16 protein-coding genes are annotated in these 13,956 nt (G+C 67.7%); 5 read left to right on the forward strand and 11 right to left on the reverse strand.

Features of this window, described 5'->3' with window-relative positions; genetic code table 11:
• Nucleotides 1–45: 45 nt before the first annotated feature.
• From AC0IXR_RS22485 to AC0IXR_RS22535, 11 genes are all read right to left on the reverse strand, one after another.
• Nucleotides 46–1,020 carry a cell division protein FtsQ/DivIB gene (locus tag AC0IXR_RS22485; protein WP_056434534.1) on the reverse strand — a complete coding sequence of 325 codons (975 nt, stop codon included), beginning with the start codon at nucleotides 1,018–1,020 and terminating at the stop codon, nucleotides 46–48.
• On the reverse strand, nucleotides 987–1,910 hold the full coding sequence (locus AC0IXR_RS22490) for a D-alanine--D-alanine ligase (RefSeq protein WP_471762235.1): 924 nt from the start codon (nucleotides 1,908–1,910) through the stop codon (nucleotides 987–989). The genes AC0IXR_RS22485 and AC0IXR_RS22490 overlap by 34 nt, the downstream gene beginning before the upstream one ends.
• Before the next feature lie 144 nt (nucleotides 1,911–2,054).
• Complete coding sequence (murB, locus tag AC0IXR_RS22495; protein WP_471762236.1) at nucleotides 2,055–2,990, reverse strand: UDP-N-acetylmuramate dehydrogenase; 936 nt, start codon at nucleotides 2,988–2,990, stop codon at nucleotides 2,055–2,057.
• Entirely contained in the window at nucleotides 2,987–3,496 is a 510-nt protein-coding gene (locus AC0IXR_RS22500; protein WP_471762237.1) for an endonuclease domain-containing protein, read from the reverse strand. Before AC0IXR_RS22500 ends, murB begins: the two co-directional genes overlap by 4 nt.
• 7 nt (nucleotides 3,497–3,503) lie before the next feature.
• A complete protein-coding gene (murC, locus tag AC0IXR_RS22505) occupies nucleotides 3,504–4,910 on the reverse strand; it encodes a UDP-N-acetylmuramate--L-alanine ligase (protein ID WP_056434542.1) in 1,407 nt (468 codons plus the stop codon).
• 55 nt (nucleotides 4,911–4,965) lie between these two features.
• Nucleotides 4,966–6,075 carry an undecaprenyldiphospho-muramoylpentapeptide beta-N-acetylglucosaminyltransferase gene (murG, locus tag AC0IXR_RS22510; RefSeq protein WP_056434544.1) on the reverse strand — a complete coding sequence of 370 codons (1,110 nt, stop codon included), beginning with the start codon at nucleotides 6,073–6,075 and terminating at the stop codon, nucleotides 4,966–4,968.
• Nucleotides 6,072–7,238, reverse strand: coding sequence for an FtsW/RodA/SpoVE family cell cycle protein (locus tag AC0IXR_RS22515; protein ID WP_056434546.1), 1,167 nt, complete (start codon nucleotides 7,236–7,238; stop codon nucleotides 6,072–6,074). Before AC0IXR_RS22515 ends, murG begins: the two co-directional genes overlap by 4 nt.
• A gap of 186 nt (nucleotides 7,239–7,424) precedes the next feature.
• The gene (locus AC0IXR_RS22520; RefSeq protein WP_207413432.1) at nucleotides 7,425–7,652 is read right to left on the reverse strand and encodes a hypothetical protein; all 228 of its coding nucleotides are present in this window, start codon (nucleotides 7,650–7,652) and stop codon (nucleotides 7,425–7,427) included.
• A gap of 89 nt (nucleotides 7,653–7,741) precedes the next feature.
• Nucleotides 7,742–7,978: a hypothetical protein gene (locus AC0IXR_RS22525; RefSeq protein ID WP_471762238.1), complete on the reverse strand. Its 237-nt coding sequence runs from the start codon at nucleotides 7,976–7,978 to the stop codon at nucleotides 7,742–7,744.
• A 75-nt stretch (nucleotides 7,979–8,053) separates the two neighbouring features.
• A complete protein-coding gene (locus AC0IXR_RS22530) occupies nucleotides 8,054–9,040 on the reverse strand; it encodes a CobW family GTP-binding protein (RefSeq protein ID WP_056434552.1) in 987 nt (328 codons plus the stop codon).
• Nucleotides 9,041–9,130: 90 nt separating this feature from the next.
• Nucleotides 9,131–9,706 (reverse strand): TetR/AcrR family transcriptional regulator, encoded by a 576-nt coding sequence (locus tag AC0IXR_RS22535; protein ID WP_471762240.1) that lies wholly within the window; start codon nucleotides 9,704–9,706, stop codon nucleotides 9,131–9,133.
• A gap of 189 nt (nucleotides 9,707–9,895) precedes the next feature.
• On the opposite strand from AC0IXR_RS22535, the gene AC0IXR_RS22540 reads away from it, so the two are divergent.
• The 5 genes from AC0IXR_RS22540 to AC0IXR_RS22560 all read left to right on the forward strand — a co-directional run bounded on the left by AC0IXR_RS22540 (nucleotide 9,896) and on the right by AC0IXR_RS22560 (nucleotide 13,754).
• On the forward strand, nucleotides 9,896–10,843 hold the full coding sequence (locus AC0IXR_RS22540) for a quinoprotein relay system zinc metallohydrolase 2 (protein ID WP_471762241.1): 948 nt from the start codon (nucleotides 9,896–9,898) through the stop codon (nucleotides 10,841–10,843).
• 35 nt (nucleotides 10,844–10,878) lie between these two features.
• Nucleotides 10,879–11,724, forward strand: a complete 846-nt coding sequence (locus tag AC0IXR_RS22545) for a quinoprotein dehydrogenase-associated SoxYZ-like carrier (protein ID WP_419951366.1) — start codon at nucleotides 10,879–10,881, stop codon at nucleotides 11,722–11,724.
• A gap of 8 nt (nucleotides 11,725–11,732) precedes the next feature.
• Nucleotides 11,733–12,338 (forward strand): rhodanese-like domain-containing protein, encoded by a 606-nt coding sequence (locus tag AC0IXR_RS22550; protein WP_461222323.1) that lies wholly within the window; start codon nucleotides 11,733–11,735, stop codon nucleotides 12,336–12,338.
• A 266-nt stretch (nucleotides 12,339–12,604) separates the two neighbouring features.
• Nucleotides 12,605–12,985: a thioredoxin family protein gene (locus tag AC0IXR_RS22555; protein WP_461234432.1), complete on the forward strand. Its 381-nt coding sequence runs from the start codon at nucleotides 12,605–12,607 to the stop codon at nucleotides 12,983–12,985.
• A 49-nt stretch (nucleotides 12,986–13,034) separates the two neighbouring features.
• Nucleotides 13,035–13,754, forward strand: a complete 720-nt coding sequence (locus AC0IXR_RS22560) for a cytochrome c biogenesis CcdA family protein (protein ID WP_471762243.1) — start codon at nucleotides 13,035–13,037, stop codon at nucleotides 13,752–13,754.
• The last annotated feature ends 202 nt before the right edge of the window (nucleotides 13,755–13,956 follow it).

Below are 13,956 nucleotides of genomic sequence, written 5' to 3' on the forward strand. Positions count from 1 at the left end.
GGGCGGGCTGGCGGGACGCGAGAGGCGCCGGACGAATCGTACGGCTCATGTCTCTGTCCCCTTGCCCTTCGGCTTCTTCTTCTGGGATTCGGCGCGGGTGGCGGCCGCCTCCTCCGTGAGCCGCACCACCACCCGGTCGGGCAGTCGCAGGTCCACGGCGATGATGTCCTTCTCGAGGATGCGGCTGTCGCGCTCGAGCTTGGCGAGGCGGGCGAGAGCCTCAGCGGCCCCGGTCTCGGGCAGGCGGATGTCGACGCCGTCGAGCTTCAGGGTCCAGCGCCGGCCGGAGACGTAGGTGCCGGCCTTGACCCGCTCGCCGAGATCGCCCGCCGCCTCGATGAGGGCGAGGTAATCCTTGAGGCGCTCGTTGGCCTCTTCACCCACCACAAGGGGGAGAGTGGCGTAACGGTCGTCGCGCATCTCGTCGATGACGGTGCCGTCGGCGGCGATGACCGAGATCTCGCCGTTGCGCTGCCACAGGGCGGCGGGCTCGCGCTCGACCTGGTTGATGACGATCTCGTTCGGATAGACCTTGCGCACCGAGACGCTGGCGATCAGCGGCACGTCGAGGAGGCGCTGGCGCGCTTCGGCGACGTCGAGGAAGACCACGGAAGAATGACCGTCGATGCCGGCGGCCTGCAGCACTTCCCGCTCATAGAGCCGGGAGATGCCCGAAATGGTAACGCGCTCGACGCCGAAACCGGCGAGGCGGGCGAGGACGTCGGAGGGACGGCCGTTCTCGAGCACGAAGCGGTCGTAGCGGCCGCTGGCGACGAAACCGGTGATCGACAGGGCGGCGAAGGCCACCGTGACGGTCAGCGTGCCCGCATGACGCGGGATGCGCCGCTCGATCGGCTGGGCGAGCCGCGCACGGCGCGACCGCATGAAGGGGCGTACCAGCCGGGGCAAGCGCGCCGCCAGACCGGCGACGAGCGAGCCCGGACCGGGCGCGGGGGTTCCGTCGACGCCAGCCTGACCGGCTGCGTTCAACGACCCAGAGTAGCGTCCTCCACCATCCATCGGACGAGCTCACCGAAACTCAAGCCAGCGTAGGCTGCGATCTCCGGCACAAGGCTCGTCTTGGTCATCCCGGGCTGCGTGTTGACCTCCAGGACGACGAGGGCACCGGTTCCACCCGGTGTGTCGTCGTATCGAAGGTCCGCACGGCTGATGCCCCGGCATCCAAGTGCTTGATGCGCCGTTAACGACAACTCTTGGACACGCTGGTAAATTTTTGGTTTAATTTCTGCCGGGAGAACGTGGATCGACCCCCCCTCGGCGTACTTCGCATCGAAGTCGTACCACTCCCCCGAGGCGGGCTTGATCTCGATGACACCGAGGGCCTTGTCCCCCATCACCGCGCAGGTGAGCTCACGGCCAGCAATGTAAGTCTCTGCAAGGACTTGCTCGCCATAGACCCACTCGTCCGAGGCGAGAATCTGGGGCGGATGGGAGCGACCGTCCTGGACGATGATGACGCCCATGGAGGAGCCCTCGGCGATGGGTTTGATCACGTAGGGAGGAGTTAACGGGTGTGCCTTCGCGGCATCATGACGGTTAACGATCAGCCCCTCCGGTACGCTCACCCCGGCGGCCTTCATGATCGTTTTGGCACGTTCCTTATGCATCGCCAGGGCCGAGGCCAGGACGCCCGAATGGGTGTAAGGAATGCGCAGGATCTCCAGCAGCCCCTGGATCGTGCCGTCCTCGCCGGCCGGACCGTGCAGGGCATTGAGGGCGACGTCCGGGCGCAGGTCGGTGAGCACCGTCGCGATATCCGGTCCGACATCCACCTGCGTGACGCGGAACCCCTCCCCTTCGAGGGCTTCCGCGCAGGCGCTGCCCGAGTTCAGGGAGACCTGACGCTCGGAGGACCATCCGCCCATCAGGACGGCGACGTGCTTGGACATTTCCAATTCCTTCCGATGCCGCGTCGTTGGCCATGGCCGTGACGCGCTCGCCCTTGGTTCTGCTCGGCAGACGGCCTCGTGGTTCCGAGAATCGTTGTGCCGAGAATCGTTGTGCCGAGAATCGTCGTGCGATTCGGGCCGCCTCTAGCCGGGTGTCGAGGCCGGGACACCGATTCGCTTGATCTCCCAATGCAGCTCGACGCCCGAATGCTCGCGCACCCGGCGGCGGACCTCCTCGCCGAGCCCCTCGATATCGGCGGCGGTGGCGCCGTCGCGGTTGATCAGGAAGTTGCAGTGCATCTCCGAGACCTGGGCGCCACCCATGGTGAGCCCACGGCAGCCGGCCGCATCGACGAGCTGCCACGCCTTGCCGCCCGGCGGGTTCTTGAAGGTCGAGCCGCCGGTGCGCTCGCGGATCGGCTGGGCCGCCTCGCGCGCGGCGGTGACGCGGTCCATTTCCGCTTCGATGGCGTGGCGGTCGCCGGGACGGCCCCGGAACAGCGCACTCGTGAAGATCACGTCCTCGGGCGAGGCGCTGTGACGGTAGGTGAAGCCCATTTCCGCATGGGTGAAGCACCGCAGCGCTCCCGAGCGGTCGATGCCGCGCGCCTCCACCAGCACGTCGGTGGTCTCCCCGCCATGCGCGCCGGCATTCATGCGCAGCGCGCCGCCGATGGAGCCGGGAATGCCCCGGAAGAAGGCCAATCCGTCGAGGGACGCCTCCGCCGCCGCCTTGGCGAGGCGCATGTCCGGCACCGCGGTCCCGGCCCGCAGGGTCTCGCCGTCGATCTCCACGGACCCGAAGGCCTTGCCGCCGAGCCGGATCGTGACGCCGGGAATGCCACCGTCGCGGACGATCAGGTTCGAGCCGAGGCCGATCACGGTGACCGGAGTTTCCGGGTCGAGGGCGCCCAGGAGGTGCGCGAGGTCCTCCTCATCGGCCGGCGTGAACAGCACCTGCGCCGGCCCGCCGACGCGGAACCAGGTGAGGTCAGCGAGCGACGGATTCGCCAAGAGCCGACCACGCAGGGCGGGCGCTGCGGCGCGGATGGCGGGGGTGATGTCGGGAAAGGCGGTCATGGGAGCACCTCCCCTCTCCCCGCTTGCGGGGAGAGGGGAGCGGAGCGAAGGTGAGGGGGCGCCACCGGAAGTGACTCTCCGGGAATCGCCCCCTCACCCTCGCCCTGCGGGCTCGTCGCGCCGACGACGAGGTCGTCGCGACCCTCTCCCCGCAAGCGGGGAGAGGGGGGCAAAGCGGCTCGGATCGTGTCCATGACGCCAGCGATGTTGTTCATGATCTCAGCATTCCAAAAGCGCAGGACGCGATAGCCCCTCGCAGACAACCACGCATCCCTAACGCGATCCGGCAGACTATCCGCATGCTGGCCGCCATCGGCCTCGACGATGAGCCTCGCTTCGCGACAGGCGAGATCGGCGATGTAGGGGCCGATGCTCTCCTGGCGCGTGAACTTGAAGCCTGCGAGGCGTCGATCGCGAAGGTGATGCCAGAGACGGCGCTCCGCATCGGTCTGCTCCCGTCTCAGATGCCGGCGAAATCCAGTTCGTCTCGGATCGCCGGCACGCATCCCATCCTCACCCCTGCAACGCCGCCAATTCGCCCGGCAGGGCGTAGGCCCATTGCGTGATGTTGCCGGCGCCGAGGCACACGACGTAATCGCCGGGCTTGGCGCGGGTGGCCACGAGGCCGGCGAGGTCTTCGGTGCGCTCCAAGGCGAGGGCATCGCGGTGGCCGCGCGACTTCAGGCCCGAGACGAGGCCGTCGCGGTCCATGCCCTCGATCGGGGCTTCGCCGGCCGCGTAGACGGGGGCGACGATGACCGTGTCGGCATCGTTGAAGCAGGTGCAGAAATCGTCGAACAGCGAGGCGAGCCGGGTGTAGCGGTGCGGCTGGACGATGGCGACGACGTTGCCCTCGGTGGAGGCGCGGGCGGCCTTCAGCACCGCCTTGATCTCCACCGGATGGTGTCCGTAATCGTCGAAGATCAGCGCGCCGTTCCACTCGCCTGTCTTGGTGAAGCGGCGCTTGACGCCGCCGAACCCGGCCAGTGCCTTGCGGATCGCCTCCGGCTCGACGCCGAGCTCGTGCGCGACGGCAAGGGCCGCGGTGGCGTTGAGCGCATTGTGCTTGCCCGGCATGGGGAGGACCAGATCTTCCATCTCCATGCGGAAGCCGGGGCGCCGGTCGCGGATCATGACGCGGAAGCGGCTCTGGCCGCCGCGCAGGTCCACGTCGATGAGGCGGACATCGGCCTGCGGGTTCTCGCCGTAGGTGATGATGCGGCGATCCTCGATATGCCCTACGAGATCCTGCACCACCGGATGGTCGATGCACATGACGGCGAAGCCGTAGAACGGGATATTGTCGATGAAGCGCCGGAACGCGTCCTTGACCGCCTCGAACGATCCGAAATGGTCGAGATGCTCGGGGTCGATATTGGTGACGATGGCGACGTCGGCGGGAAGCTTCAGGAAGGTGCCGTCGGATTCGTCGGCCTCCACCACCATCCACTCGCCCTCGCCCATGCGGGCATTGGTGCCGTAGGCGTTGATGATGCCGCCATTGATGACGGTGGGGTCGAGATTGCCGGCGTCCAGCAGCGTCGCCACCAGCGACGTCGTGGTGGTCTTGCCATGCGTGCCCGCGATGGCGACGCAGGATTTGAAGCGCATCAGCTCGGCCAGCATCTCGGCGCGGCGCACCACCGGCAGGCGGCGCTCGCGGGCGGCGATGAGCTCGGGATTGTCGCGCCGGATCGCCGTGGAGACCACCACGAGGGCGGCCTCCTCCACGTTCTGCGCCGCATGGCCGATGAAGGTCTTCATGCCCTTCTCGGCCAGCCGCCGCACATTGGCGTTGTCGTTGGCGTCCGACCCCTGCACCGTGTAGCCGAGATTCGACATGACCTCGGCGATGCCGGACATGCCGATGCCGCCGATGCCGATGAAATGGATGGGGCCGAGCTTGTCGGGCAGCTTCATGGTGTGACTCAGTCTCGTCGTGTCGCGGAGCGCGTGAGGGCGCCCCGGCTCGGAATCAGGTGCGGGCCGCCGTCTCGAGGACGACATCGGCCAGCCGCTCGGCGGCGTCGTGGATGCCCGCGCTTTTGGCGGCTGCGGCCGCCGCGGTCAATTTTGCCGGATCGGTGAACAGGTCGAGGAGCTCGGCCGTGAGGCGATCCGGCGTGAAGGCGCTCTGCTGGATGGCGAGCGCCGCGCCGATCCGGCTGAGCGTCGCGGCATTGGCGGCCTGGTCCTGGTCGAGGGCGCCGGGCAACGGTACCAGGATCGACGGCCGCCCCATCGCGGCGAGTTCCGATACAGTGGACGCGCCGGAGCGTCCGACGACCAGATGGCTGCGGGCCATGCGGGCCGGCAGGTCCTTGAAGAACGGCGCCGTCTCGAGACCGGCGAGGCCGAGGGAGAGGTAGAGGTTCTGGACCTCGGTGAGGTCTTCGGCCCGCACCTGCTGCACCAGCATCAGCCGCGCGCGAAGGTCGGCGGGCAGCTGGGCGATGGCTTTCGGCACCACCTGCCCCATCACCGCCGCGCCCTGGCTGCCGCCGAAGACGAGGAGATGGCGCTCATCCGCCTCGCCCACGGGCGGGTAGGGCGTCCGCGCGGCGGCGAGCACGGCGGGACGGAGCGGGTTGCCGGTATGGGTGCGCGGGGCAGTGGCCTTCAGGGGGATGCCACGCACCTCCGCGAAGCCGGTGGCGATGGCGCGCGCACCCCGCGCGAGGAAGGCGTTGGCGCGCCCCATCACCGCGTTCTGCTCGTGCAGGATGGTCGGAACACGCAGGATCTGCCCGGCGAGAACCGGCGGCACGGTCGGATAGCCGCCAAAGCCCACGATGGCGGCCGGGTTGATCCGCCGGATCTCGCGCGCGGCCACGCCGAAGCCGCGCCCGAGGGTGAGGAGCGCCCCCGCCCGCTTCACGATGGAGCGGCCGGACGGCGTCGCCGAGGCGATGGTGACGATCTCAGAGGCCGGAAACTCACCCGCGATGGAATCGACGCGGGCGTCTGTCGCCAACACCACGCGGACGCCCCGCGCCCGCAGGGCATGGGCGAGGCTCTCGGCCGGGAAGAGATGGCCGCCCGTGCCGCCGGCACAGAGCAGGATCGTCGGCGTCATCACGGTCACCGCATCACTCCGGCGACGGTGGCGGGCGCGGTGCCCGGGGGCTTCTGGCTGAGGGTCGACATGCGCGGCCGCTTGCGGGTGAGCGCCACGAGGAAGCCCATGCCCAATGCCAGCGAGATCAGCGACGAGCCGCCATACGAGACGAAGGGCAGGGTCATGCCCTTGGCCGGCATCAGCCGCACGTTCACCGCCATGTTGATGCAGGCCTGCAGGCCGAACAGGGTGGTGAGACCGGTGATGGCCAGGCGCGAGAAGGTGTCGTCGGTGCGTCGCGCCAGCTTCAGCCCCCGCATGACGATATAGGCGAAGAGGCAGACGAGGCCGAGGCAGACGATGACGCCGAACTCCTCGCCGGTGACGGAGAAGATGAAGTCGGTATGGGCGTCGGGCAGGTGGCGCTTGGCCACGCCCTCCCCCGGGCCGGTGCCGAACCAGCCGCCGGAATTGAACGATTCCCGCGCCCAGTATTCCTGGAAGCTGTCGCCGGAATCCTTGTCGAGGAAGCGGGTGATGCGCTCGCGCACGTGATGCAGGAACTGGTAGGCGAAGCCGACGCCGACGAGGCCGGCGACACCGAGGCCCGCGACCCAGAACCAATGCAGGCCGGCAACAAAGAACAGCGAGCACCAGACGATGGTGATCAGCATGGTCTGGCCGAAATCCGGCTGCAGGATCAGCGGCACGATGGTGACGGGCAGGAGCAGGATCGCCAGCAGGCCGCCGGGCATGTCACGGCGCTGCGCACCTTCCGAGAAGGCCCAGGCTGCGACGACCACGAAGGCCGGCTTCACGAATTCGGAGGGCTGCAGGCCGAACGGGCCGAACTGGATCCAGCGATGCGCGCCCTTGATCTCCGGCCCGAACTTGCCGGCGAGGATGCAGAGGGTGACGCCGACGATCCAGGTGGCCAGGGCCACGCGGCGGATATGGCGCAGGGACAGGAACGACACCGCGACGATGATGAGGATCGTCGGGGCGAGGTACATCGCCTGGCGGTTGAGGAAGTGGAAGGTCGGCAGGCCGATCTTCTCCGCCACCGGCGGTCCGCCGCCCATGAGGAAGACGAGGCCGGCCACCATCAGGGCGGTGAGGCCGGCAAGCAGGCCGCGATCGACGGTCCACCACCAGTCGGTCAGGGGCGTGCGTTCCGCGCGGGACATCATGGGGCGTCGCTCTCCGTGAGCCTTACGGCGCCCGGAACGAGCAGCCGACAGCCGCCGGCAGCATCAAGCCGGCTCGGATTCGATCCTGTGCCGGAATGGTAAACCAAGTCTTTCACGACGCTCGACTGAACGACAGCCATGCGTCGCCGAACGTGGGTCGTGGCGGGACGCGGGGGTGCGCCGCGCTTACCGCCTCATCGACTTGAACCCGCAGGTGGGGCCGTTGTCGCGGTAGCCGGCGGGGCAGCGTCGGACGCAGGCGCCGGCCGCGAATTTCAGCGGCGGGCGGCAGGCGTTGCGGACGCTCCGCGGCCGGAACTCGTAATCCTGCGCCGGACCGGCCATCGCCTCTCCACCGAGAGTGAGGGAAGCGGCGAGCAACAGGGCGGCGCGAAGGGCGAGACGCGAGATCATGGCGGTTTCCGATGGACGAGACGTGAGCGTATCCCGCCGCGACCTCGCCGATTCGGTCAAGGCCGCTTCATCGATATGACGGCGGGATCTCAGCGGTTCATGTTCTTGAAGCGGCAATAGCCCCGGCCGGTATCGCGATAGCCGGCGGGGCACCGCTTGACGCAGGCCCCGGCCGCGAATTTCAGCGGCGGCTTGCAGAGGCCGCCAAAACGTTTCTCGCGATCCATCGTGTATTTCGCCGCGACCGGCGTGGAGAACGCGACGCTCCCGAGGGGGGCCGCCGCCGTCAGCACGAGGAGGGACGCGAAGGCGAGCCGCAGAATCATCGGGACATCCGGACGAAAGGAAGACAGGCGGACAATGCGCCTGTTTCCGAGCGGTTCGATTCCGGACAAAGCCCGTCAGGCCGCCTTGCAGTCGTAGAATCCTTCGCGGATCGCCTCAGGGTCGAGCTTGCGGCCGATGAAGACGACGCGGGAGACGCGGGCCTCGTCCTCTTTCCACGGCCCCTGGAGGTCGCCGTCGAGGATCTGGTGAACGCCCTGGAAGACGAAGCGCTGGGGCTCGTTCGGGAAGGCCACGATGCCCTTGCAGCGCAGGATGTCCGGCCCCTGGACCTGGGTCAGGGTCGAGATCCAGGGCATGAACTTCTCCGGGTCCACCGGGCCGTCGATCCTGGCCGAGACCGACTGCATCTCGTCGTCATGGTGATGGTGGTGGCCCTCTTCGAGGAAATCGGGCTCGATATCGAGGATGCGCGAGAGGTCGAAGGCGTTGCGGTCGAGCACCTGATCGAGCGCGACGTCGCAGCGGCTGGTGCGGTGGACCTTGGCATAGGGGTTGATGGAGCGGATCAGGCCCTCGACCCGGTCGAGATCGGCGGGCTCCACAAGGTCCGCCTTGTTGAGCAGGATCACATCCGCGAAGGCGATCTGGTTCTTGGCCTCCGGCGCGTCCTTGAGGCGGTCGGCGAGCCATTTGGCATCCGCCACCGTCACCACCGCGTCGAGGCGGGCGGCGGCGCCGACATCCTCGTCGATGAAGAAGGTCTGGGCCACGGGCGCCGGGTCGGCGAGGCCGGTGGTCTCCACGATGATCGCGTCGAACTTGCCGCGCCGCTTCACCAGCCCGTCCATGATGCGGATGAGGTCGCCGCGCACGGTGCAGCAGACGCAGCCGTTGTTCATCTCGAACACTTCTTCGTCGGCGCCGATGACGAGGTCGTTGTCGATGCCGATTTCGCCGAATTCGTTGACGATGACGGCGTAGCGCTTGCCGTGGTTCTCGGTGAGGATGCGATTGAGCAGCGTGGTCTTGCCGGCTCCGAGATAGCCGGTGAGCACGGTCACGGGGATCTTCGAGGAGGCGGGTGTCGGGCTGTCGGACATGAAAGGCTCTTCAGGTTCGCGTAATCGGCCGCGTCGGCTGTGTGGCGCCTGTTATATTGTATCATCGCCCTGCGATGAAAGGGCGTTTCCTCACGCTGTCCGGGCTGGCCTGAGACTCTCGCACAACGCCGCCAGGGTGAGGCGGAAGCCGGCCGATCCGGCGAGCAGCCGCTCCAGCATCAGCGCGCCCTCCAGGGTCGCGACCACCATCCGGGCCGTGGCGGCCGGATCGAGACCGGGGCGCAGGCTCCCGTCGGCACACCCCTCGGCCAGAACCTGCTCCAGCCAGGCGATGTGCTTGTCGAAGAACCGGGCGAGCTCGGCGCGCAGCGCGTCCGGCAGCGTGTCCCTCTCGATGGCGAGCACGGCGCAGAGACAGCCGAGCCCATCCTCGACCCCGGTGAGATAGTGCCGGCCATACGCCTCGATCCGCGCGATCGCGTCCGGCTGGGCCGCGACGATGGCGGCGAGCGCCGCGTCGTAGCGGGCGTCGTAGGCCTCCACCAATGCGAGGGCGAGGTCGGTCTTCGTGCGGAAATGGTGATGGATGCTCGCCTTGCGGATGCTCACCGCCTCGGCGAGGTCGCCGTAGCTGAAACCGGAATAGCCCCGGCCCCGTACCAGGATCTCGGCCTGGGCCAGCAGCTCCGCTCTGGTGTCTCTCATGGTCGGTCGATCATGGTCGGGGGCTTCGCGAAACCGGGGAAGGAGGCACGAAGGCGTGATGGGCAACTCCGCGCGTCAGCACTTATGCCGTTGACGGCAGCAAAAATCTACCTACTAGATGGTAGCCATAAAAACGGGAGGATAATTCATGAAAGGTCGCTTCGCCGGGCGATCCTCGCAGGATATGCCATGAACCCGCAGCCTCTGCGGAGCTTGGCCACGCGCCGCGCCACTCTGTTCGGCGGGCTGTGCCTGTGCTGCCTGCCGAGCCTCGGCCGGGCGGCGGAATCCTTCACGATGGACGAAGTCGGGCCGGGCATCTTCATGCGGCGCGGCCTCGATGCCGAGGCGACATCCGAGAACGGCGACGCCATCGCCAATATCGGCTTCATCGTAGGCGAAAAATCCGTGCTCGTGACGGAGTCGGGCGGCAGCCTCGCCGATGGGGAATGGTTGCGCGCCGAGATCGGGAAACGCACGTCGAAGCCAGTCAGCCATGTGGTGCTGACCCATGTCCACCCCGACCATTGCTTCGGCGCGCAGGCCTTCGCGCAGGACAAGCCGGTCTTCGTCGGCCACCACGCCCTGCGGTCCGCCCTCGATTCGCGGGGCGACTTCTACAGGACGCGCCTCGTGGAAATCCTCGGGGCCGACAAGGCCGGATCGGTGGTGTACCCGACGATGGAGGTGGCCGACACGGCCGAGATCGACCTCGGCGGACGGAGCTTGCGCTTCACCGCCCACGGCACCGCCCATACCAATTGCGACCTCTCCATGGTCGATACCCGGACGGGCATCCTGTTCCCGGCCGATCTCCTGTTCGTCACGAGGGTCCCGTCCCTCGACGGCAGCCTGCTCGGCTGGCTGAAGGAGGTCGAGACACTGACCGGACTGGGTGCGACAAAGGCCGTGCCCGGCCATGGCCCGACCCTGGTCGATGCCGCGCCCGCCTTCGCCGACCTGACGCGCTACCTCACGGCGCTCCGCGACGAGACCCGCAAGGCCATCGCCGCCGATCAACCCATCGACAAGGCGATCGACAGTATCGGCCAGTCTGAGCGCGAGAAATGGGTCCTGTTCGACACCTATAACGGCCGCAACGTCACTCAGGCCTACAAGGAGCTTGAGTGGGAATGAGCCAGCGCCACATCATCACGACGAGGAGAGACGCCATGACCACCTACGCGCCGACACCGATCTCCGCGACCAAACGGTCCTTCACCGCCGCCCTGTGCCTGTCCGCCGCCATGCTGATGGGCGGCTCCGCCCTCGCCGCCGGCTCCAGCGACACCGATGCGGAGCGGCTGGAGCGCTGGCGGGACATCGCCAAATCCATTTTCGGCGACCGCACGATCGAGCCGACCGATGCGCTCATCAAGGTCGACGCCCCGCCGCGCGCCCTCGACGCCTCCCTGGTGCCGATCACCCTGATGATGCCGGAGAAGGACAGGATCGCCGCCGTTCATCTCATCATCGACGACAATCCCTCACCCTATGCCGCCCACATCACCTTCGGCCCCGCCGCCGACCCGAGCGAGGTGAAGCTCCGGGTGCGGATCAACAACTACACCAACGTCCATGCCGTGGCCGAAACCAAGGACGGCAAGCTCTACGAGGCCGTGAAGTTCGTCAAAGCCTCGGGCGGCTGTTCCGCCCCCATGGGGATGAGCGACGAGGAGGCCCTGAAGGGGGCCGGCGACATGAAGATGAAGTTCGCCGAGGGCGGCCAGGGCAAGCCCACGGAGGCGACGCTGATGGTCCGTCACCCGAATTTCAGCGGGATGCAGATGAACCAGATCACCCGCGATTACACGCCGGCCCGCTACATCAACAAACTCGACGTCTCCTCCAACGGCAAGCTCGTCTTCTCCATGAACGGCGACATCTCCATCGCGTCGAACCCGGTGATCAATTTCGCCCTCGCGCCCGACGCAAAGGGTCCGATCAAGGTGGTGGCCACGGACAACCAGCAGAGCCGCTGGGAACACAGCTTCAACACGCCGACCCCGAGCAACTGACGATGAGGATGCCGCGCATGATTCGATCGATCGGAGTCGCAGCCATCGCCCTCGCCATACTGTCGGGCGCGCCGGCCTGGGCGGCGAGCCCCGCAGATTCACCCGTGAACGTGCCGGAGCCCGAAGGCTTCTGGACCGGGCCGCCGAAGGCCTACACCCCCAAGACCCTGACGGGGGCGACGGTGGTCGATATCGACGCCCTCGACAAGCTGGTCGCCGCCGAGAAACCGGTGATGATCGATGTGGCCATGGCCGACCAGAAGCCGGTGGGCTTCCCCACCGACCGGCCCTGGCTGCCCGCCCACCGCTCGATTCCCGGCAGCGTCTGGATGCCCGGTGCGGGCGCGGCGCCGATGGCCCCGGCGCGGGAGGCGCAGTTCCTCGCCCGCGTCGCCGACCTCACCGGCGGCGACAAGACGAAGCCGGTGGTCACCTTCTGCCATCCCGAATGCTGGGGCAGCTGGAATGCCGGCAAGCGCCTGCTCCAGAACGGCTATACCCGCGTCTACTGGTTCGCCGACGGGGTCGAGGGCTGGCAGGACAGGCACGACACCACGATCCTCAAGGTCGACGCCGCCTGGGCCGCCAAGCCCGCCGGCGAGGCGCAGAGATAGTCGCCTGCCGGCGAGGCAGCGCCCGAACTCGGGTCAAGGGGTTCGGCATGACGATGGACAGGGCACACCGTCATTCCGGGGCGCCGAAGGCGAGCCCGGAATGACGACTTGGGTATCAAAGCCAGTTTGTACGTTTCCATGGGTCAGGTGACATGAGCCCCAATTCGGGTCTCGGCCCAGCGATAGAGCAGCAGTTACCGACGTAACCAGCCTCGGTAACGCGGCCGGCTTCAAGCCGCCTACACCTCACTGTCGAGACATTCCCGATGATCAGCCGTCGCGCCCTCCTCCTCACGACGGCCCTTCTCGCCATCGCCGGCGAGGCCCTCGCCGCCGAACCGTTCGACGAGGCGGCCTTCGCGGCCGCTCAAGGTGCCGGACGCCCGATCGTCGTGGAGGTGACGGCCCCCTGGTGCCCGATCTGCAAGGCGCAGCGGCCTCTCCTGAAGGCTCTCTCCGAACAGCCGCGTTTCAAGGATCTGGCGATCTACGAGATCGACTTCGACACGCAGAAGGCACTGATGCGCCGGTTCGATGCGCGCATGCAGAGTACGCTCATCGTCTTCAAGGGACGCGAGGAGGTCGGCCGCTCCGTGGGCGAGACGCAGGGCGAATGGATCGAGTCCCTGGTGGAGAAGGCCCTTTAGAGCGGCGCCGGGAATCCAGCGGGCATCCTGTCATGCACACGTCCCTTCCATGAACACATCGCTGGGCCTCGCCTTCCTCGCCGGCCTGCTCACGATTCTCTCTCCCTGCGTGCTGCCGCTACTTCCCATCGTTTTGGGGGCTGCGGCCTCTGAGCATCGTTTGGGGCCGGCGGCCCTGGCGGGCGGGCTCGCCCTGTCCTTCGTGGCGCTAGGCCTGTTCGTGGCGACCGTTGGGTTCAGCCTCGGCATCGACGGCGACGTGCTCCGCCCGGTGGCGGCGCTCCTGCTCGTTCTCGTCGGAATCGTCCTCATCGTGCCCGCCTTGCAGGTCCGTCTCGCCGCCGCGGGCGGCCCCCTGAGCGACCGGCTGGAGCGACGCTTCGGCGGGATCGCGACCACCGGCCTCGCGGGCCAGTTCACCGTCGGTCTTCTGCTCGGCGCAGTGTGGAGCCCTTGCGTGGGGCCGACCCTGGGTGCCGCGTCTCTCCTCGCCGCGCAGGGCAAGGATCTCGCCGAGGTCGCCCTCACCATGCTGGTCTTCGGCCTCGGCGCCGCCCTGCCCCTGCTCGGCCTCGGCCTGCTGTCGCGCCGGGTGCTGATGGCGTGGCGGTCGCGGATGATGCGGGCCGGCGCGGGCCTCAAAGCAGCGCTCGGAATCGTTCTCGTCCTCACCGGATCGGCGATTCTGACCGGGCTCGACAAGCGTCTCGAGACGGCTCTCGTCTCGGCCTCGCCGGACTGGCTGACAGCTCTGACCACCCGTTTTTAAGGTATACCAAGCGACACTGGGCTGAGCGGCGAAGAAAGCCGACGAAATCAGCAACGTCAGGGGCTTATGAAACGAAGTAGCCCGTTGACAAGGCTCCGGTTGTGGCAGAATAAAGGCACCGGAGACGGCCCGACGTCTAGGGAGGAAACGCCCGTCAAGGGTTGCGACGACAGGCGACGCCATCGCCAGATCGTCAGCAGGA

Source organism: Methylobacterium sp. AC832 (assembly GCF_979256025.1).

What these genes read in the sequence shown, in the direction of transcription:
- AC0IXR_RS22485 (WP_056434534.1), bottom strand. Translation starts at nt 1,020, where the DNA reads ATGGATGGTGGAGGACGCTACTCTGGGTCGTTGAACGCAGCCGGTCAG.
- AC0IXR_RS22490 (WP_471762235.1), bottom strand. Translation starts at nt 1,910, where the DNA reads ATGTCCAAGCACGTCGCCGTCCTGATGGGCGGATGGTCCTCCGAGCGT.
- murB (WP_471762236.1), bottom strand. Translation starts at nt 2,990, where the DNA reads ATGACCGCCTTTCCCGACATCACCCCCGCCATCCGCGCCGCAGCGCCC.
- AC0IXR_RS22500 (WP_471762237.1), bottom strand. Translation starts at nt 3,496, where the DNA reads ATGCGTGCCGGCGATCCGAGACGAACTGGATTTCGCCGGCATCTGAGA.
- murC (WP_056434542.1), bottom strand. Translation starts at nt 4,910, where the DNA reads ATGAAGCTGCCCGACAAGCTCGGCCCCATCCATTTCATCGGCATCGGC.
- AC0IXR_RS22515 (WP_056434546.1), bottom strand. Translation starts at nt 7,238, where the DNA reads ATGATGTCCCGCGCGGAACGCACGCCCCTGACCGACTGGTGGTGGACC.
- AC0IXR_RS22520 (WP_207413432.1), bottom strand. Translation starts at nt 7,652, where the DNA reads ATGATCTCGCGTCTCGCCCTTCGCGCCGCCCTGTTGCTCGCCGCTTCC.
- AC0IXR_RS22525 (WP_471762238.1), bottom strand. Translation starts at nt 7,978, where the DNA reads ATGATTCTGCGGCTCGCCTTCGCGTCCCTCCTCGTGCTGACGGCGGCG.
- AC0IXR_RS22530 (WP_056434552.1), bottom strand. Translation starts at nt 9,040, where the DNA reads ATGTCCGACAGCCCGACACCCGCCTCCTCGAAGATCCCCGTGACCGTG.
- AC0IXR_RS22535 (WP_471762240.1), bottom strand. Translation starts at nt 9,706, where the DNA reads ATGAGAGACACCAGAGCGGAGCTGCTGGCCCAGGCCGAGATCCTGGTA.
- AC0IXR_RS22540 (WP_471762241.1), top strand. Translation starts at nt 9,896, where the DNA reads ATGAACCCGCAGCCTCTGCGGAGCTTGGCCACGCGCCGCGCCACTCTG.
- AC0IXR_RS22545 (WP_419951366.1), top strand. Translation starts at nt 10,879, where the DNA reads ATGACCACCTACGCGCCGACACCGATCTCCGCGACCAAACGGTCCTTC.
- AC0IXR_RS22550 (WP_461222323.1), top strand. Translation starts at nt 11,733, where the DNA reads ATGCCGCGCATGATTCGATCGATCGGAGTCGCAGCCATCGCCCTCGCC.
- AC0IXR_RS22555 (WP_461234432.1), top strand. Translation starts at nt 12,605, where the DNA reads ATGATCAGCCGTCGCGCCCTCCTCCTCACGACGGCCCTTCTCGCCATC.
- AC0IXR_RS22560 (WP_471762243.1), top strand. Translation starts at nt 13,035, where the DNA reads ATGAACACATCGCTGGGCCTCGCCTTCCTCGCCGGCCTGCTCACGATT.